A 17,517-nucleotide genomic window follows, 5' to 3' on the forward strand; every position below is an offset into this window, starting at 1 on the left:
CTTAGGAGTTGGGGGTGTTGAGCTCGGGTCCGAGGAGCCAGGCGGCGATCTCGCGGATCGCGCCGGAGCCGCCCGGGGTGACGGTGACCGCGCGGGCCGCGGCCCGTACGGAGTCGTGGGCGCTGCTCACCGCGACGGGCCAGCCGACGAGGTGGAAGCAGGGGAGGTCGTTGACGTCGTTTCCGGCGTAGAGCACGCGCCGCGGGTCGATGCCCTCCGCGTCGCACCACTCCTTGAGGGCCCGGTCCTTGCGGTCGATGCCGTGCAGGACGGGGATCTTGAGCTTGCGGGCGCGGGCGGCGACGACGGCGTTCTGCTCGGTGGAGAGGATGAGGACGGGCAGTCCGGCGCGGCGCAGGGCGGCGATGCCGAGGCCGTCGCCGCGGTGCGCGGAGACGAACTCGCGGCCCTCGGCGTCGAGGTGGACCCGGTCGTCGGTCTGGGTGCCGTCGAAGTCGAGGACGACGGCGTCGACGTCGGCGAAGCCGGGGGTGGCCGGGGTGTCGAGCAGCGGCGCGAGGACACGGGCGCGGGCCAGGTCGTGCGGGTCGTCGATCTCCAGGACCCGGGCGGGGTCGGTGACGACGAGCGCGGTGCGGCCGAAGAAGCGGTGCTCGTGGGTACGGAAGCCGGCCGCGTCCATCGCGTAGACGGCGCCGGTCTCCAGGTACTCCGGCTCCCGGTCCTGGCGGCGGGGGCGGTGGGCCTTGTCGTGGTTGACGCCGGTGGCGCCGTCCTGGACGGTCTCGCGCCAGAGGAAGCCGTGGGTGGGAGCCGCGGTGAAGGCGGTGTCGGCGGCGCCGGAGGTGATGCGCTCGACGGTCTCGGCGACCTCGGCGGAGCTGAGGAAGGGGCTGGTGCACTGGACGAGGAGGACCACGTCGGCGGGGCGGCCGTGGGCGGCCTCGAAGGCGTCCATCGCGTGCAGGACGGCGGCCTCGCTGGTGGCGGTGTCCCCGGCGATCTCGGCCGGCCGCTGGACGGCCTCGGCCCCGGCGCTACGGGCGGCAGCCGCGATGCCGGCGTCGTCGGTGGAGACCACGACGTGGGTGACGGGGCGGGCGCCGAGGCAGGCGTGGACGGCGCGGGCCACCAGGGGGACTCCGGCCACCGGGGCGAGGTTCTTGGCGGGGACACCCTTGGAGCCGCCGCGCGCGGGGATCACGGCGAGCACGGTGGGTGCGGTGGCGGGGGCCGCGGCCGGGGCGGTGGTGCCCCGCTCGGCGGGCGTGTCGGTGGCGCTCATCAGAGTTCTCCCAGGCGGCGGATGACGGGGGCGACGCGTTGCACGCCGTGGCGGTACGCGCCCCGCGCGGCCTCCCGGACGACCCGGCGCAGTCCGCTCTCGCGGGCTTCCGGCGCGGTGACGTCCAGGCGGTGGCGGGCGAGGATCCCGGGCAGGTAGCCGGGGGCCGTCTCCGCCGTGTAGTAGGGGGTGATCGGGGGCAGCGCGGGGAGCGCCAGGAGGGCGGCGACCCGGTCGCGGGCGGCGTCGAAGGCCGACTCGTACGGGCTGTCGGAGGCGACGCCCTGCCGGCCGAGCCAGGTCTCGTCGGGCGTCGGCGCGAGCCCCTTGTCGAGCCGGTCGAAGGAGGCGAGCAGCCCGGAGCCGACGAAGTGGTGGTTGCCGAGTGCCTCGCGGACCCCGAGGTCGGTGAGGATCGCGGTGGGGATGCGCCGGTGGAGGGCTTCGAGCGCGGCCGTGGAGGAGACCGTGACCAGGAGGTCGGTGCGGTCGAGGACCTCGCCCATGTGTCCGTACACGAGCTGGAAGTTGGGCGGCGGGTCGAGTTCGCGGACCAGCTTCTGGAAGGGGAACTCCTCCAGGTGCGTGGTGTGTTCGCCCGGCTTGGAGCGGAGCTTGAGGAGGACCTCGCGGCCGGGGTGGAGGCGGGCGTGCTCGATGAGGCGGCGGAGCACGTAGGCCCGTTCGGCCCGGGTGGCGGGCACGGAGGGCTGGGCGGCGAAGACCAGGGTGTCGCGGCCTGCCTCGGGAGTGTGCGGGGCGCCGCCGAGGAAGGGCAGCGCGGCTTCGACGACCGAGTCGGCGCCCGCGCCCACTCCCTCGTACACGGCGCGGAAACGCTCGGCGTCGTGGCGGGAGTTGGCGAGGACGACATCGGCGCCGTGGCGCAGCAGGAGTCCGTCGGTGAGCTTCTCGTAGACGACGCCGACATAGCCGGTGACGATCACGGGGCGGCGTTCGAGCTCCAGGTCCGCGAGGCCCTGGAGGACGGCCCGCACGGTGCCTCCGACCAGGGCGAGCACCACGAGGTCGTACGCCTCGCCGCGCGCTTCCGCGTCCCGTATCGCGCGCAGGAACTCCGCGCCCGTCACCTCGCTCGGGGTGGTCGTGGACACTCCGGTCTCGGCGAGCTGCCGGGCGGTGGGGGTGGCCCGTCCGCGCAGGACGAATCCGGTGGGTTCGGCGGTCGCCGTGGTGATGCGGCGCGCCGTGAGGGCGCCCCATTTCCACCGGGTGTCGGAGTCGGCGAGTACGGCGACCCGTATCGCTTCTCTGGTACTTGCTGGCACGCCGAGGACGCTAGAAGGGCATTCCGCTTTTCGGCCCAACTGAGCCACAACAAACGGTGAACAGCGCCTCTCCGCCTGCTGAAGTGGGTCGGCATTCGGACGCGGGGCGGCTGATTCCCCTTGGGGGGAAAGGCGGTTAAGCGGCCCGCCGCCTGGTGTTCACCGAACAGCTGCCCACCGGTCGGTGGGAATGCCGGGTCGGCGCCTAGCGTCGGCCGGGTGGTCAAGCTCTCCGTCGTCGTGCCGTTCTTCAACGTGCAGACATACGCCCCCGACACCCTCACGAGCCTGCGGTCCAACGCCCGCGAGGACTTCGAGTTCCTGCTCGTCGACGACTGCTCGTCGGACGGGACCCCGCAGCTCCTCGAACGTGCCGCGCGCGAGATCCCGGGTGCCGTACTGATCAGGCACGAACAGAACGAGGGTCTCGCCACGGCGCGGAACACCGGGCTCGACGCGGCCCGGGGCGAGTACATCGCCTTCCTCGACGGGGACGACTGGCTCGCCCCCGGGTACTACGCCCGGCTGGTCGCCGCCGCCGAGGAGCTGGGCTGCGACTTCCTGCGGACCGACCATGTCTCCGTCACCGGCCGGAACCGCTCGGTGCGCAGGGCGCCGGTCGCCCGGCGCGGGGAGGTCCTGAACCCCCGGGACGCGATCCTGCCGGCGCACCGGACGACCTCGGTCGACTACCCGTACGCCTGGGCGGGGATCTACCACCGGCGGCTCGTGGACCGGGGGCTGCTGCACTTCACGCACGGGCTGCGGACCGCCGAGGACCGGCCGTGGATCTGGAAGCTGCACCGCGAGGCGGAATCCTTCGCGGCGATCGGTGAACTCGGTGTGTTCTACCGGCGCGGGGTGGCGACCTCGCTCACCCAGATCGGTGATGTGCGGCAATTGGATTTCATTCGCGCTTTCGACCAGGTGATCGAGGAAACGGCGAAGGACGCGGACGCGGATCTCCTTCTCCCGAAGGCCGTCCGCACGTATTGCGCGGTGATTTCCCATCACATCGGATCGATCGAACGATTCGAGCCCGAGGTGGCCCGGCAGCTGAGGGCGATGAGCGCGGGCGCGCTGCGGCGGATGCCGCAGGACGTGCTCGACGAGGCGCTCGCGGCGATGGGCGGGGACCGCGCGACGATGCTGCGCAGGCTGCGCCGCCGCCGCCCGGCACCACCGCCGGCACCGGGTCCGGGGGCAGGTCCGGCCACCGGCTCGGGCCCGGCGACGAGTCCGGCCTCCGCCACGACGTCCGCCTCCGCCTCCGCCTCGGCCTCCCCGGAGGTGGCCGCATGAGCGCCCGCCGCACCACCCAGATCTTCTGCGCCTCCACCCTCTACGGCGCGGTGACGCTCGCCGCCGCCCTCGACAGCGGCTGTTTCCGGCCCGCCGGCCGGCGCATCCTCCTGGTCACCAACAACGCCGCCGTCCCCGAGACCACCCCGCCCCTCGACGAGGCCGAGGGCTTCGCACGGCTGCGTGGCCGCTTCGACTCCGTCCTCTCCTGGAACGAGACGATCTCCCCGCTCCACCCGGCCGGCTGGACCCCCCGGCCGAGCGACCTCCCGATGCTCCAGCGGCATCTGCGCACGCTCTGGGACCTCGGTGACGACCACGTCGAACTCGCGCTGGAATCGCTCCAGGTGACGCCCGCGCTCGCCATCGCCCAGCTGCTGCCCGACGCTCCGGTGACCGTGTACGCGGACGGCCTGATGAGCTACGGGCCGACCCGCAACAAGATCGACCCGCTGATCGGCGGGCGGGTCGGACGGCTGCTCCACCTGGACCTCGTCCCCGGGCTCGCGCCGCTGCTGCTCGCCGAGTTCGGGGCGGAGCCGGAGCCCGTACCGACCGAGGCGTTCACCACGTGCGTCGACGAGCTGACCGGGCCCGCCGCCGGACCCGAGGACGGGCCCGCGCTGCTCCTCGGCCAGTACCTCGCGGCGATCCAGCTGATGACCGCCGCCGAGGAGGAGGAACTGCACCTGCGGATGGTCCGGGGCGCGGTCGCCCGGGGTCACCGCCGGCTCGTCTTCAAGCCGCACCCGACGGCCCCCGACGCCTGGTCGAAGGCGCTGGTGCGCGAGGCGGAGGCGCTCGGCGCCGAGCTGACGGTCGAGGACCGGCCCGTACTCGCCGAGGTCCTCTACCGGGAGCTGCGGCCCGCGCTCGTCGTCGGCTGCTTCTCCACGGCGCTGCTCACCGCGAAGACCTTCTACGGGCTGCCGGTCGCCCGGGTCGGGACGCGCGCCCTGCTGGAGCGGCTCACCCCCTTCCAGAACAGCAACCGCGTCCCGCTCACCGTCGTCGACGCGGTCGTCCCGCCCCTGGAGGACGGCGGGGAGGACGGGGGCACGGTCGGTACGGCGGAGCTGAACGACCTGGTCGCGGCGGTCGGCTTCGCCATGCAGCCGAAGATCCGCCCCGACCTGCGCGAGCCCGCGGTGCGGCACCTCTCGGGCCCGCTCGCCGAGCGCACCCGGCACCACTTCACCCGCCGCCGCCTCACCGTCCTGAACCTGCCGGGCGGCATCCCGCTCCCCCGTCACCCCGGGGTCCGCCGCCTGGCGCGGCGGGCGCTGCGGCTGCGGAAGGCGCTGAAGAGGTAGCGGACCGGCCGGAAGACGGCGGGCCCGGGAACCCGTGCGGGGGTCCCGGGCCCGCAGGCGCGAGGGGGCTCAGTCGCGGACGATCGGCTCCTGGATCTCGGCGACCCAGCCGGCCGGGTCCTCCGGGCACTCCAGGTACAGCTCACGGGCGTAGCCGGCCGAGCGGTAGCCGTTGGTGTCGATCCATGCGGCCAGGGTCTGCACGGTCGGCAGGATCCCGTCCATCGAACCCCGGTGGACGATGGTGGCCGCCTCCTCGATGCCGGGCAGGACGTGCACCTCGACACCTTCCGCGGCCGTGCCGTCCGGCACGGTCGTGGCGGCGTGCACCCGGACCGAGCCGTCCCCCTTGCCCGCGTCCTCGTAGTACGCGACGGCCGGGCCGAAGCCGGTGACACCGGCGGACTCCAGCCGGCCGCACAGCTCCTCGTACAGCGGTCCGATGACCGGGGTGATGTCCTCCGGGCCGAAGCTCGCGGCGACCGCGCTCAGCTCGGCGACCCGGACGGCGGGGACCTTCTTCACGACGACGTCCTGTGTGGACATGCGTCCCTCACTCTCGATGGCTCGGAGCCGCGCGCCGACCTGGGCGAGCCGTGCCCGCGCCGCTTCCAGGGCCGCTTCCAGCTCGGCCCTGCGCAGACGCAGCATGCCCCGCAGCTCGTCCGCGTCGATCTTCTCGTCGAGGATGGCCCCCACCTGTTCGAGGGTGAAGCCGAGGTCCTTGAGAGCGATGACGCGGTTGAGCCCGGCGAGCTGGTCCGCGGTGTAGAAGCGGTAGCCCGTGTGCGGGTCGACCCGGGCCGGGCGCAGCAGTCCGACGGCGTCGTAGTGACGCAGCATCCGGACCGACACCCGCCCGTGCCGGGCGAAGTCTCCGATGGTGAACATGACGACTCCTACGGAACGGCCTCACACGGTGTGAGGGTCAAGCGGACCGGTCGGAGAGGCCGTCAGGCGCTGCTGAGGGAGAGCTTCGCGGCGAAGCCGAGGAAGAGGGCGCCGGCCGCGGAGGTCGCTCCGGCGGAGAGGCGCCTGCGGCGGCGGAACGCGGAGGCGAGGCGGGTCCCGCCGAATATCAGCATCGTCAGGTAGAGGAAGCTGCCGATCTCCAGCAGGGTGCCGAGGACCAGGAAGGAGAGGGCCGGGTAGGCGTACGACGGGTCCACGAACTGCACGAAGAAGGAGATCAGGAAGAGGATCGCCTTCGGGTTGAAGAGGCTGATGACGAGGGCCCTGCGGTACGGGTTCTCGCCCGGCGCCGCCAGTACCGGCTCCGGTTCGTCGGTCACCGTCTCCGCGCGCGAGCGCCACATCGCCCAGGCGGACCGCAGCATCCCGTAGGCCATCCAGGCCAGATAGCCGGCGCCCGCGTACTTCACGATCATGAAGAGCAGCGGCGTGGTCTGGAGCAGCGAGGCCGCGCCGAGCGCGGCCAGCGTCATGAGGACCGCGTCGCCGGTGAACACCCCGGCGGCGGCCTTGTATCCGGTCCGGGTGCCCTTGCGGGCGGCCACGGACAGGACGTACAGCGAGTTCGGCCCCGGCAGCAGGATGATGAGGACGAGGCCCGCGAGATAGGTCGGAAGATCGGTGACACCCAGCATGGGCGGAGTGTCGCACACGGGTGCGACACTCCGCTGTGACCTGCGTCTACGGCCCTGGAAGAACGCTGGCGACGAAGGCCTAGAACGCGTCGGTCGGGACGTAGGTGCCCCAGACCTCCCGCAGTGCGTCGCAGACCTCGCCGACCGTCGCGCGCGCCTTGAGGGCCGTCCGCATCGGGTACAGGACGTTATCCGTCCCCTCGGCCGCCTTCTTCAGCTCGACGAGCGCCGCGTCCACGGCCGACCGGTCGCGTTCCCGCCGGAGCTTCGCCAGGCGTTCGGCCTGCTGGGCCTCGATCGCCGGGTCGACGCGGAGCGGCTCGTAGGGCTCCTCGACGTCGATCGTGTAGCGGTTGACGCCGACGACGACCCGCTCGCCGCTGTCGGTCTCCTGCGCGATCCGGTAGGCGGAGCGCTCGATCTCGCCCTTCTGGAAGCCGCGCTCGATCGCGCTGACCGCGCCGCCCATCTCCTCGACCCGGCCCATCAGATCCAGGGCCGCGGCCTCGACGTCGTCCGTCATCTTCTCGACGACATAGCTGCCGGCGAAGGGGTCGACGGTCGCGGTGACGTCGGTCTCGTACGCCAGGACCTGCTGGGTGCGCAGGGCGAGGCGGGCGGACTTGTCCGTCGGCAGGGCGATGGCCTCGTCGAAGGAGTTGGTGTGCAGCGACTGGGTGCCGCCGAGGACGGCCGCGAGGCCCTGCACGGCGACCCGCACCAGGTTGACCTCGGGCTGCTGGGCGGTGAGCTGCACGCCGGCCGTCTGGGTGTGGAAGCGGAGCATCAGCGACTTGGGGTTCTTCGCGCCGAACTCCTCCTTCATGACCCGCGCCCAGATCCGGCGGGCCGCCCGGAACTTGGCGACCTCCTCCAGGATCGTCGTACGGGCCACGAAGAAGAAGGAGAGGCGGGGCGCGAAGTCGTCCACGTCCATGCCGGCGGCGACGGCGGTCCGCACGTACTCGATGCCGTCGGCGAGGGTGAACGCGATCTCCTGCGCGGGCGAGGCACCGGCCTCGGCCATGTGGTAGCCGGAGATCGAGATGGTGTTCCACTTGGGGATCTCGGTCCGGCAGTACTTGAAGATGTCCGCGATCAGCCGCAGCGAGGGCTTCGGCGGGAAGATGTACGTCCCCCGGGCGATGTACTCCTTCAGCACGTCGTTCTGGATGGTGCCGGTCAGCTTGTCGGCCGGGACGCCCTGCTCCTCGCCGACGAGCTGGTAGAGCAGCAGCAGGAGGGCGCCGGGGGCGTTGATGGTCATCGACGTGGAGACCTTGTCCAGCGGGATGCCGTCGAACAGGACGCGCATGTCGTCGATCGAGTCGATCGCGACGCCGACCTTGCCGACCTCGCCGGAGGCGATCGGCGCGTCCGAGTCGTGGCCCATCTGCGTCGGCAGGTCGAAGGCGACGGAGAGCCCCATCGTGCCGTTGGCGATGAGCTGCTTGTAGCGGGCGTTGGACTCGACGGCGGTGCCGAAGCCCGCGTACTGCCGCATCGTCCACGGCCGGCCCGTGTACATCGACGGGTACACGCCGCGCGTGAAGGGGTACGCGCCCGGCTCACCCAGCTTCTCGGCGGGGTCCCATCCGTCCAGGGCGTCCGGTCCGTAGACCGGCTCGACGGGCAGCCCCGACTCCGACTCGCGCGCCATGCGTTGTGCCTCCCGATAGCTGTTGACTCAGCGGTAGCGACCCTCGCGACGGACTGTAGCCGCGGGTGTCCGGGCGATGGAGGGCAGCACGCTGGGACCTTCCTCACAGCTTGCGCGGTCCGCTTCCCGGGAGCGCAACCGCACACGCGCGGGAAGCATCCCTAGCTACACACGACTCGACCCGGGGGCAACGATGAAGCGGTCTTCTTCCGTCATACGCAGAGCGGTACTGGCAGCGGTCTCGGTGGCCCTCGCGGCGGGCTGTACGGCCCAGGCGGCGGGTGGCGGAGGCGGCTCGGCGGGTCCGGCGAAGGCACCGGCGCGGACATCGGCCGCCGCCTCGCCGACCGCGACCGGCACCCCGGACGGGGACGGCAAGGCCCCGTCCCCGACGGCCACGACCGCCCCGCCCACCGGGTCCCCGACAGCCACCGCGCCGGCCACCGGGACGCCCGGGTCCCGGATCCTGATGGACGACGCCGACGAGAGCGCGCAGGTCCGTGAGCTCCAGGCCCGGCTGCGGCAACTCGACCACTTCGACCGGGCACCCACCGGGTTCTACGGCACGATGACGGCGAACGCGGTCAGGGCCTTCCAGAAGCGGCGGGGGCTGCCCGCGACCGGCACCGTCGACGAGACGACCTGGCGGCGGCTCCTCGACGTGAGCCAGCAGCCCACCGCCGACGAGCTGAGGCCCGCGACCACCAACAAGCTCGACACCCCCGATCCCCGGTGCATGACCGGCCGGGTGCTCTGTGTCAGCAAGGAGAGCCGGACCCTGGCCTGGATGATCGACGGCAGGGTCGTCTCGTCGATGGACGTCCGCTTCGGTTCGGAGAACACCCCGACGCGCGAGGGCACCTTCACCGTCGAGCGCAAGGTCCGCCAGGACTGGTCCCGGCTCTACCACACGCCGATGCCGCTCTCGATGTACTTCAGCCGCGGCCAGGCCGTGCACTACTCGGCGGACTTCGCGGCCCGGGGCTACAACGGGGCCTCGCACGGCTGCGTCAACGTCCGGGACCGGGCCAAGCTCACGGCCCTCTTCGACCAGGTGAAGATCGGCGACAAGGTCGTCGTCCACTGGTGATCCGGGGGGGGGAGGAGGAGAGGGCGCGGGTGGGACCGGGGGAACGTGTCCCACCCGCGCCGGGTGCGCGGAGCCGAAGGTACGGGGGGAACCCCGGCTCTCTGCGCGGCCGATGACCAGTCGGCATTCCGTACTGCGTCACCGGGCCCGGAAGTGTTACACCGAGGGCGCCGGGTGCGCGGTGACGGCGATGTCGAGGGGGATCACGGCGGTGAGACCGGCGGCCGTTCCGGCGGCGCGGCCACTGTTGCCGCTGCTGTTGCTGTTGCCGCTGTTGCCCTTCCCGTCGTTCTTGTCGCCGTTGCCACTGTTGCCGCCGCCGGACGCGTGCTCGTCCGTGTCCCTGCCTGTGCCCTTGTCGCCGTTGTCGCCCTGAGAGTCGTCCTTGGGGTCGTCCTTGGACCCGTCCTGGCCGCTCCCCGCGGCCGTTCCGCTGCCGCCGCCGAGGATCCGGTCGCAGTAGCGGCGCAGGGTCTCGCCCTTGCGCAGGCTGCCCGTGAGCTGGGTCCGGCCGGTGGCGTCGAGCTTCCCCGAGCGGTACGCCCGGCAGGCCTTGACGGCCTTGTCCCGGGCGAGCGTGGTGCCGGGGTCCGTGCCCTTGTCCTTGCCCGTACCGCCGGAGTCCTCGCCGGTGCCCCCGGATTCCTCGCCGGTGCCCGCCGTGGTCCCGCCGGCCGCCCGGGTTCCGCCGGTGCCCCGACCGTCCGGGCCTCCGGTCGGCGGCGCCGTGGTGCTCGTACCCGTACCGGCCGAGGGGGACGCGCCGGACGAGCCGTCGCCTCCGCCCGGTCGCACCGGGGGCGCCCCGGGGTCATCGGGTATCGAGGGGTGCGAGGACACGAGCGGGTCGGCGCTCTCCCCCGCCGTGACGGAGCTGGCGGGCGCGGGGCCCACCAGCGGCAGCATGCCGGTGCCCGCGGCGACGGCGACCCCGCCGACCGTGACGGCGGCGACCGCGGCGGCGAGCCCGTACCGCACGGAGCGTCCCCAGCGACGGGCCGGGGCCGTGACGGGCGAGAGCCGTACGTGTCCCAGATCGGCGTGGCCGGCGCGGTTCACCCGGTCGGTCCTGGCGGTCGTGGCTCCGGCCTTCGCCGCGGCGGACCGCGCGGCGGCGGTCTTCCGGAAGGCGGCGAGCGCGGCGGCCTCGCCGGGGAGTCCGGTGCGCACGGCCGGCGGGAGGTCCGGGGTGCGGGCCGTGTCGAGGGCCTTGGCCAGGCGTTCGGCCTGGCGCCGCGCGAGGTCGTCGACCGTGTCGACCGGCTCGCCGCGGAGCAGCCGCTCCGCGGCCTCCTGGTCGAGCCACTGGTACCGCTCGTCGGCCATCACATGTCCTTCTGCGTACGCGGACGAGATTGCGTCACACCGCCGGGGGCCACGGCGCCGAGGCCGCGGCCACGTTGCGGAGGCACACCTTCCAGCGATACGGCGGGCTCGTCGGTGCCGTCCGGGCCCGCCGCACCGTCGTCGACGCCGAGGAGTTCGGCGAGCTTCTTGAGGCCGCGGTGGGCGGCGGTGCGTACGGCGCCGGGGCGTTTCCCCAGGGCGTCGGCGGCGCTCTTGGCGTCCAGGCCGACGACGACCCGGAGGACGACGGCCTCGGCCTGGTCCTGCGGCAGCTGGGCGATCAGATCCATGGTGCGGCCGGTGGCCAGCGCCTCCAGGGCTTCTCCCGCGGTGTCGGACGCGGCGGGCTTGTCGGTCAGCTCGGTCTCGTCGCCGCCGACGGCAGGCCGCCTGCCGCGCATCCGGATGTGGTCGAGGGCGCGGTTGCGGGCGATCCGGGCCGCCCAGCCGCGGAAGCGGTCGGCGTCGCCGTCGAAGCGGTCGAGGTCGCGGGTTATCTGGAGCCAGGATTCCGAGGCGACGTCCTCCGCGTCGGCGTCGCCGACCAGTGTGCGTATGTAGCCGAGCAACCGTGGATGCACGGCGCGATACACAGCACGGAAGGCGTTCTCGTCCCCGTCCTGCGCAGCGAGCACCGCGGCCGTCAGCTCCGCGTCGTCCCCCAGCACTCCCCAAACCCTGTTCGTCGGTCGCGTCGTCGCTTCATCGCGGCTGGTCACCACCGCCACGCCGCCTCGCGCATCTGCACGCTACGTCGTGTCCCGGCGCCACGTCCACGCGATCCGTGCCCTTCGTGCAACTTGCAGCCTTCGGGCGGGGTGCGCGGTGTGACAGAAATCGTGGCCCCGGCGCTGAAAGGAGTACGGAGCCGTGCTGCGGCTCCGTGGATGACGACCGGGGCCTCTCCTGTGGGGGGTGGCGGCCCCGGTCGTCTCCCATTTCCCCCTCTTTCTCACGCGTCTCTCCTGCCCAGGGCGTACTGCACCTCCCTACCGTCAACTGACGGTTGACAGTAGGGAGGTGTCAACCTAGGGTTGCACTCATGACGAATCCAGTCGGTCTGCAGGTGCCCGTCCGTCTCGACGAGCTCATCGAAGCGATCAAGAAGGTCCACCCCGACGCCCTGGAGCAGCTCTCCGGCGCCGTCATCGCGGCGGACCACCTCGGCGATGTCGCCGACCACCTCATCGGCCACTTCGTGGACCAGGCCCGGCGCTCCGGCGCCTCCTGGACCGATATCGGCCGCAGCATGGGCGTCACCCGCCAGGCGGCCCAGAAGCGTTTCGTGCCCAAGGAGCCGGACGCGGAGAAGATGGACCCGAACGCGGGGTTCAGCCGCTTCACCCCCCGGGCGCGGAACGTGGTCATGGCCTCTCAGAACGAGGCCACCGCCGCCGGGAACGACGAGATCCTCCCCGCCCACCTGGCGCTCGGCCTGCTGGCCGAGCCCGAAGGGCTCGCGGCGCTCTGGATCGCCTCCCGGGGCGTGAGCCCGGAGCAGGTCCGGGAGGCCTTCACGGCGACCCTGCCGCCGGCCGCCGCCGAGGCGCCCGCGCTCGTCCCGTACGACGCCGCGGCGAAGAAGGTCCTGGAGCTGACGTTCCGCGAGGCCCTGCGCCTCGACCACAACTACGTCGGCACCGAGCACATCCTGCTCGCCCTCCTGGAGCACGAGGACGGCGAGGGCGTCCTCACCGGCCTCGGCCTCGACAAGGCGACGGCGGAGCGGGAGATCGCCGAGACGATCGCCTCGGCGACGATCGCGGCGCCGGAGGACGGTTCCTGAGGGTTCAGGCGGTACGGGCCCGGCGCGAGACGACCGCGCGCAGCACCCTGCCACCCTCGACGGACAGCTCACGGGCCCGGCGCAGTCCGGTCGGGCCGTGGGCGACCGATTCGAGGACGGCCCGCTGACGGCGGAGCTCCCCGGCGAGCAGCGGGCCCGCACCCTCGGCATCCCCGGCCCGACAGCGCTCGACGAGGCCGTCGGAGGCTCCGGCGGCGTCGTACCGCGCGTGCAGGGCGAGGGCGGTGACGGAGCATCCGCCGGCCCAGGCGCGCAGGGCGTCGGCCGTCCAGGCCGCGGGGGCGTCCGCGAGCATTCCGCGTACGGCTCCGGCGTCCGCCGAACCGTCGGCGTCGAGCTCCAGGCGGACCTCGGCGACGGCCTCGCCCCAGGCGCCCCCGTCACCGCGGGCGACGGCCGCCCAGACGGGGCGCAGGGTGTCGGACCGGTCGGCGGCGAGCAGGGGCAGACAGCGGTCGAGGCAGGCGAGCCCGGCCGCGGCCAGGCCTCGCTCGTCGGCCCCGTCGATCAGTTCCAGCAGGCTCCGGCCCGTTGCCGAACTCACGGACGTCATCGACGCCTCCTCGCCACCCGATACGGACGCAGTACTTCCACTACTGCGCCGAGGGGCGCTTTTACGTCACTGCGCGGCCGGAATCATGCCAGTGGCCTTGGCGTGCTGCATAGAGGTCAGACGCCGGACGAAGAGGACGGCGAGGACGGCGGCGGCGATGTCGAGCGCGTAGCCGGCCAGGGACCACTGGCTGGCGGTGGTGTAGTCGCCGGTGGTCTCCGCCGTCTCGTACATCTGGCCGGAGACCCAGTTCGTCACGGTGCTGACGGTCCAGCACACCCACCAGCCGTTGAGCAGCGCCAGCTCTCCCCTGCCGTCGGCGGCGTACGGCTCCCGGCGGCTGGCCCGCCAGATCTCGGCGGCGATCGCCCGCGGGATCCAGAAGTTGGCGATCGGGATGAACCAGCCACCGATGGCATAGCCCGGCGTCCGGGTCTGCAGGTCGGCGGCCCAGACCTCGGCGTTCTTCCGCAGCCGGTGGAACCAGACGATGAAGACGATCCCGGTCGCCAGGTACACCATCAGCGAAACGCTGTAGAGCACGCCCAGGTCGAGCGTCCCGAGCCTGTCCGGGTCATAGGAGTCCGCGTCGTCGGCCGTCAGATAGCGGACCTCTTCGAGGCCGAGCAGGACGTCGAAGACGATGTTTCCGGCGAGCAGGGCCACGACGGCATGCGAAAGACCGTTCGGATTTCTGAGTGTGAGCACGCGGTTCCCCCCAAGGAACGAGCGGCGGCCGGGTGGCCGCCGCCGGGGGAACGTACGCGATCCTGGCCGGTCGCGTCCACGACAAGAGTCAGCGCACCTTCGCCGCCAGCGCCCTGAACTGCTCCCAGGTCAGCGTCGGTTTCGCCGGGTCCCAGACCTTCTGCGCGAGCGCCGTCAGCGGCATCCGGATGCCGTCCGCCACCTGCGCCTGCGTCTGGGCGCGCGACAGGTCGCACCAGACGGCGAAGCGGGCGCCGAGGATCTGGGAGTCGTACCGCGCGGGGACGGGACTCGTGCCGCGCACGACGAGCGGTGTCCACTGCTCGTAGATGCGGCGGCCGGTGGGGTACGTGAAGTCGTTGGGCTGGCCGAGGACGTAGTAGAGGTACTCGTCGTTGAGGTTGACCATCTTCCGGCCCGCGCTCAGATACGGGACGGGCGGCCGGGCGCCGATCTCCTTGCCCGTCCAGTACTCGACCTCGATGTCACCGGCCGCGCTCACCACCCCGCCGGGGAAGAAGCCGTCGTTCCAGGCCTTGAGGGTCTTGCCGGTGGGGCGGACGACGGCGGCGCGGTCGTTGAGCCAGCCGGTGGCCAGGTCCTGGACACGCGCGTCCGCCCCGTACTTCGCGCGGGCGGCGCGGGCGAGCTGCGGGTAGGTGGCCTCGGGGTCCTTGGCCATCAGGGCGACGTACTCGTCGGCGCCGAGGTGCCAGTACGCCCCGGGGAAGAGCTGGGTGTACTCGCGCAGCAGGTCGTCGACGATCTTCGCCGAGGCCGGGTTCGCGATGTCGACGGCCCCGCGCGGGGTCCGGCCGCCCGCGCTGCGCAGCTGGAGGTCCGGGTGGGCGGCGATGACGGCACCGAGGTGTCCGGGGGAGTCGATCTCGGGGACGACGGTGACGTGCCGGCTCGCGGCCAGGGCCAGGATGCGGCGGACCTCGGCCTTGGTGAGGTGCTGGGCGGAGACGATCTCGGGGTGGCTGTCGGAGGCGATGCGAAAGCCCTGGTCGTCGGAGAAGTGCAGTCCGAGCTGGTTGAGCTTGAGGTCGCCCATCTCGCGGATGCGGTCCTCGATCCAGCCGGCCGTGAAGTACTTGCGTGCGATGTCGACGTTGAGTCCGCGCTGCGGCTTCGCCGGCCGGTCGGTGACGGTTCCCTCGGGCATCGCGCCGGTGGCCTTCACGGACTGCTTGAGGGTGCGGGTGCCGTAGAAGACGCCCGCCTCGTCGGGGCCGCTGATCCGGACCCGGTCGTCGCGGACGGTCAGGACGTACGACTCGGGGGCGCCCTTCCCGCCCAGGGCCAGTTCGACGTCGCCGGGCCCGGCGGCGGCGGCGCCCCGGTAAGGGACGCCGAGCTCCCCGGCGAGCAGCTTCGCCTCGTCGGCGAGGCCCTCGCTGTTCGGGGCGAGGACGACCCCGGCCGTGGGGGCGGGCTTCCAGCCGGGGCCGCGGGCGGCCTCGTGGGAGCGGACCGCGGGCACCGTGCGGGGCACCGTGGAAAGGGGGTAGGTCCGGGTCGGCGTGGGCTTCGGGCTGGGCGGCGCGCTGGTGGGCGCGGCGCTCGTGGCCGTGCTCCCGGTGGTGGAAGGGGACGGCGCGCCGGAGGGGGAGCCGTTCGAACAGGCCGCCACGGTGACCAGTGTCACCGCGGTCGCCAGGAGTGCGGGGCCCTTGTGGGGCCCTCGTATGGAGTACCGCATCATTCGGAATCCTCCCGTACGGCGGGCGGTCCGGCCAATCGGGGGACGGGCCGGGACGGTGCGGAGCGACGACCGGAACCCTTTCGTCCATCATGTGTTCCGAAACTCTCCCTTCCGGGTGAAATTCGCGCATCCGTCGGACACTTCCCTCGTCCCGTCGATAACGTTGCGTCACACCCACCCCATCGCGCCCGTCCCGCGCGCGATCCCGTCCCACCCGTCCCGGAGTACCGGAGCCCACGCTGACCAGCGACACCCACGTCCCCTGCCGGAAGCCGGGCTCCACGGACACGTCTGCCACCCCCGCGATACCCGCCCAGGTCAAGGGCGCCTTCCCGCACGGGCTGACCCGTTTCAACGCCGCCTCCCCCGCCGAGGCCGAGGCCCTGCTCCTCTCCTGCTGCCACAGCCACCGCTGGGCCGAACGGGTGGCGGCGCACCGCCCGTACCCGACGGTGGACGCCCTGCTCGCCGCCGCCGACGAGGCCGGGTACGACCTGTCCCGCGCCGACCTCGACGACGCCCTGGCCGCCGAGTCCTCGGCCCTGCCGCACCCCGACGCGCCGCCGGCGGCGCGCACCGCGCTGCGGGCCGCCCATGCCGCGTACGAGAGCAGCTTCGGACACGCGTTCGTGATCAGCCTCGACGGAGTGCGCCCCGGCGAGCGTCTCGACCAGGTATTGGCAGGCATCCGGTCACGTCTCGGCAACGAACCGGAGGAGGAAAGAGTGATCGCGGCCGAGGAACTGCGGCGGCTCGCCCGCGCCCGCCTGGCCTTCCGGCTGGTCGAAGGACGCACACCGCGACACTCCGCACCGTGATTTCGTCCGAAATACGGTGTTTCCGGCCTGTGCGATAGCCCGTCCGTGCCTGTTTGATCACACCGATGGACCCCGCGCGAGCGAACCGACAAGTCGTCGCTACGATGACCGGGGCCGGTGGACCGTACCCGGCCGGGTCGAACCGACAGAGAAGCCGGCCGACCCTGATCCCCGCTCCCGGAGGGTTTTTCCGTGCCGGCTGGAACGCTGTACCGCGGCCGGGAAGGAATGTGGAGCTGGGTGGCTCATCGAGTCACCGGCGTCCTCATCTTCTTCTTCCTGTTCGTACACGTGCTGGACACCGCTCTCGTCCGCGTCTCCCCCGAGGCGTACGACGAGGTCGTCGCGACCTACAAGACGCCGATCGTCGCTCTTCTGGAGTACGGCCTCGTCGCCGCCATCCTCTTCCACGCGCTGAACGGTCTCCGTGTCATCGCCGTGGACTTCTGGTCCAAGGGCCCGCGCTACCAGAAGCAGATGCTCTGGACCGTCGTGGGCATCTGGGTCGTCCTGATGGCGGGCTCGCTGTACCCCGTCCTCGGCCACGCCGCACGTGAACTGTTCGGGAGCTGACGCCACTCATGTCTGCTGACACGACCTCCGCCGCGATCGGCCCCGTCGAGGGCGGCGCCCACTACGACGTGGACAACCCCGCGCCGTACATCGAGGCCCCGCGCAAGCGCACCGGCAAGACCCCGCGCGCGACCCGCGGCAACTTCGAGATGGCCGCGTGGCTCTTCATGCGCCTCTCGGGCATCGTGCTCGTCGTCCTGGTCCTCGGCCACCTGCTGATCCAGCTCTTCCTGGACGGCGGCGTCTCCAAGATCGGCTTCGCCTTCGTGGCCGGCCGCTGGGCGTCCCCGTTCTGGCAGGTCTGGGACCTGCTGATGCTCTGGCTCGCCATGCTGCACGGCGCCAACGGCCTCCGTACCGTCATCAACGACTACGCGGAGCGGGCCAACACGCGCCTGTGGCTCAAGGGCCTGCTGTACACCGCCACGGTGTTCACCATCCTTCTGGGCACGCTGGTGATCTTCACCTTCGACCCGAACATCCGCTAGGCACGGGG

The 17,517-nt window shown here is 72.4% G+C and carries 17 protein-coding genes; 7 read left to right on the top strand and 10 right to left on the bottom strand.

Annotated features, from left to right (window positions below):
• Window position 1: 1 nt before the first annotated feature.
• Both ABT154_RS05245 and ABT154_RS05250 read right to left on the bottom strand, forming a co-directional pair.
• Window positions 2-1,246: a cytidylyltransferase domain-containing protein gene (locus tag ABT154_RS05245; protein ID WP_351853009.1), complete on the bottom strand. Its 1,245-nt coding sequence runs from the start codon at window positions 1,244-1,246 to the stop codon at window positions 2-4.
• Window positions 1,246-2,535, bottom strand: a complete 1,290-nt coding sequence (locus tag ABT154_RS05250) for a DUF6716 putative glycosyltransferase (protein ID WP_351853011.1) — start codon at window positions 2,533-2,535, stop codon at window positions 1,246-1,248. Before ABT154_RS05250 ends, ABT154_RS05245 begins: the two co-directional genes overlap by 1 nt.
• A 219-nt stretch (window positions 2,536-2,754) precedes the next feature.
• Here ABT154_RS05250 and ABT154_RS05255 point away from each other — a divergent pair, with 219 nt between their 5' ends.
• Window positions 2,755-3,837, top strand: a complete 1,083-nt coding sequence (locus ABT154_RS05255) for a glycosyltransferase family 2 protein (RefSeq protein ID WP_351853014.1) — start codon at window positions 2,755-2,757, stop codon at window positions 3,835-3,837.
• A complete protein-coding gene (locus ABT154_RS05260) occupies window positions 3,834-5,150 on the top strand; it encodes an alpha-2,8-polysialyltransferase family protein (protein WP_351853017.1) in 1,317 nt (438 codons plus the stop codon). Before ABT154_RS05255 ends, ABT154_RS05260 begins: the two co-directional genes overlap by 4 nt.
• A 69-nt stretch (window positions 5,151-5,219) precedes the next feature.
• Here the strand turns inward: ABT154_RS05260 and ABT154_RS05265 are convergent, their stop codons facing one another.
• The 3 genes from ABT154_RS05265 to ABT154_RS05275 all read right to left on the bottom strand — a co-directional run bounded on the left by ABT154_RS05265 (window position 5,220) and on the right by ABT154_RS05275 (window position 8,417).
• Window positions 5,220-6,041 carry a MerR family transcriptional regulator gene (locus ABT154_RS05265; RefSeq protein WP_351853020.1) on the bottom strand — a complete coding sequence of 274 codons (822 nt, stop codon included), beginning with the start codon at window positions 6,039-6,041 and terminating at the stop codon, window positions 5,220-5,222.
• 62 nt (window positions 6,042-6,103) lie between these two features.
• Window positions 6,104-6,757, bottom strand: a complete 654-nt coding sequence (gene leuE, locus ABT154_RS05270) for a leucine efflux protein LeuE (RefSeq protein WP_351853022.1) — start codon at window positions 6,755-6,757, stop codon at window positions 6,104-6,106.
• 79 nt (window positions 6,758-6,836) lie between these two features.
• Complete coding sequence (locus ABT154_RS05275) at window positions 6,837-8,417, bottom strand: acyl-CoA mutase large subunit family protein (protein WP_351853024.1); 1,581 nt, start codon at window positions 8,415-8,417, stop codon at window positions 6,837-6,839.
• Between the two features lie 193 nt (window positions 8,418-8,610).
• On the opposite strand from ABT154_RS05275, the gene ABT154_RS05280 reads away from it, so the two are divergent.
• Window positions 8,611-9,507 carry a L,D-transpeptidase family protein gene (locus tag ABT154_RS05280; RefSeq protein ID WP_351853027.1) on the top strand — a complete coding sequence of 299 codons (897 nt, stop codon included), beginning with the start codon at window positions 8,611-8,613 and terminating at the stop codon, window positions 9,505-9,507.
• 156 nt (window positions 9,508-9,663) lie between these two features.
• Here ABT154_RS05280 and ABT154_RS05285 read toward each other — a convergent pair whose 3' ends face one another.
• Together ABT154_RS05285 and ABT154_RS05290 are read right to left on the bottom strand one after the other, a co-directional pair.
• Window positions 9,664-10,833, bottom strand: a complete 1,170-nt coding sequence (locus ABT154_RS05285; RefSeq protein ID WP_351853029.1) for a hypothetical protein — start codon at window positions 10,831-10,833, stop codon at window positions 9,664-9,666.
• Window positions 10,833-11,522: an RNA polymerase sigma factor gene (locus ABT154_RS05290; RefSeq protein WP_351853032.1), complete on the bottom strand. Its 690-nt coding sequence runs from the start codon at window positions 11,520-11,522 to the stop codon at window positions 10,833-10,835. The genes ABT154_RS05285 and ABT154_RS05290 overlap by 1 nt, the downstream gene beginning before the upstream one ends.
• Window positions 11,523-11,896: 374 nt before the next feature.
• Between ABT154_RS05290 and ABT154_RS05295 the strand changes: the two genes are divergently transcribed.
• Window positions 11,897-12,640, top strand: a complete 744-nt coding sequence (locus ABT154_RS05295) for a Clp protease N-terminal domain-containing protein (protein WP_317878854.1) — start codon at window positions 11,897-11,899, stop codon at window positions 12,638-12,640.
• A 4-nt stretch (window positions 12,641-12,644) separates the two neighbouring features.
• Here the strand turns inward: ABT154_RS05295 and ABT154_RS05300 are convergent, their stop codons facing one another.
• The 3 genes from ABT154_RS05300 to ABT154_RS05310 all read right to left on the bottom strand — a co-directional run bounded on the left by ABT154_RS05300 (window position 12,645) and on the right by ABT154_RS05310 (window position 15,630).
• On the bottom strand, window positions 12,645-13,205 hold the full coding sequence (locus ABT154_RS05300; protein WP_351853180.1) for a hypothetical protein: 561 nt from the start codon (window positions 13,203-13,205) through the stop codon (window positions 12,645-12,647).
• Window positions 13,206-13,280: 75 nt separating this feature from the next.
• Window positions 13,281-13,880 (bottom strand): DUF4328 domain-containing protein, encoded by a 600-nt coding sequence (locus ABT154_RS05305; RefSeq protein ID WP_351853036.1) that lies wholly within the window; start codon window positions 13,878-13,880, stop codon window positions 13,281-13,283.
• A gap of 130 nt (window positions 13,881-14,010) precedes the next feature.
• Window positions 14,011-15,630, bottom strand: coding sequence for a beta-N-acetylhexosaminidase (locus ABT154_RS05310; protein ID WP_351853039.1), 1,620 nt, complete (start codon window positions 15,628-15,630; stop codon window positions 14,011-14,013).
• A gap of 305 nt (window positions 15,631-15,935) precedes the next feature.
• Here ABT154_RS05310 and ABT154_RS05315 point away from each other — a divergent pair, with 305 nt between their 5' ends.
• The 3 genes from ABT154_RS05315 (at window position 15,936) to ABT154_RS05325 (ending at window position 17,509) form a co-directional block, all read left to right on the top strand.
• Window positions 15,936-16,448, top strand: a complete 513-nt coding sequence (locus tag ABT154_RS05315) for a 2-oxo-4-hydroxy-4-carboxy-5-ureidoimidazoline decarboxylase (protein WP_502969448.1) — start codon at window positions 15,936-15,938, stop codon at window positions 16,446-16,448.
• Window positions 16,449-16,640: 192 nt separating this feature from the next.
• Window positions 16,641-17,021 (top strand): succinate dehydrogenase, cytochrome b556 subunit, encoded by a 381-nt coding sequence (sdhC, locus tag ABT154_RS05320; protein WP_015035721.1) that lies wholly within the window; start codon window positions 16,641-16,643, stop codon window positions 17,019-17,021.
• 8 nt (window positions 17,022-17,029) lie between these two features.
• The gene (locus tag ABT154_RS05325; RefSeq protein ID WP_148005861.1) at window positions 17,030-17,509 is read left to right on the top strand and encodes a succinate dehydrogenase hydrophobic membrane anchor subunit; all 480 of its coding nucleotides are present in this window, start codon (window positions 17,030-17,032) and stop codon (window positions 17,507-17,509) included.
• Window positions 17,510-17,517: the final 8 nt, after the last annotated feature.

It is taken from the genome of Streptomyces sp. NPDC001728 (assembly GCF_040297565.1).
Classification (GTDB): Bacteria; Actinomycetota; Actinomycetes; order Streptomycetales; family Streptomycetaceae; genus Streptomyces.

Bases quoted from the DNA above. Each gene is read 5' to 3' on its own strand.
- ABT154_RS05245 (WP_351853009.1), bottom strand. From the start codon at position 1,246: ATGAGCGCCACCGACACGCCCGCCGAGCGGGGCACCACCGCCCCGGCC.
- ABT154_RS05260 (WP_351853017.1), top strand. From the start codon at position 3,834: ATGAGCGCCCGCCGCACCACCCAGATCTTCTGCGCCTCCACCCTCTAC.
- ABT154_RS05265 (WP_351853020.1), bottom strand. From the start codon at position 6,041: ATGTTCACCATCGGAGACTTCGCCCGGCACGGGCGGGTGTCGGTCCGG.
- leuE (WP_351853022.1), bottom strand. From the start codon at position 6,757: ATGCTGGGTGTCACCGATCTTCCGACCTATCTCGCGGGCCTCGTCCTC.
- ABT154_RS05275 (WP_351853024.1), bottom strand. From the start codon at position 8,417: ATGGCGCGCGAGTCGGAGTCGGGGCTGCCCGTCGAGCCGGTCTACGGA.
- ABT154_RS05280 (WP_351853027.1), top strand. From the start codon at position 8,611: ATGAAGCGGTCTTCTTCCGTCATACGCAGAGCGGTACTGGCAGCGGTC.
- ABT154_RS05285 (WP_351853029.1), bottom strand. From the start codon at position 10,833: ATGGCCGACGAGCGGTACCAGTGGCTCGACCAGGAGGCCGCGGAGCGG.
- ABT154_RS05295 (WP_317878854.1), top strand. From the start codon at position 11,897: ATGACGAATCCAGTCGGTCTGCAGGTGCCCGTCCGTCTCGACGAGCTC.
- ABT154_RS05310 (WP_351853039.1), bottom strand. From the start codon at position 15,630: ATGATGCGGTACTCCATACGAGGGCCCCACAAGGGCCCCGCACTCCTG.
- ABT154_RS05325 (WP_148005861.1), top strand. From the start codon at position 17,030: ATGTCTGCTGACACGACCTCCGCCGCGATCGGCCCCGTCGAGGGCGGC.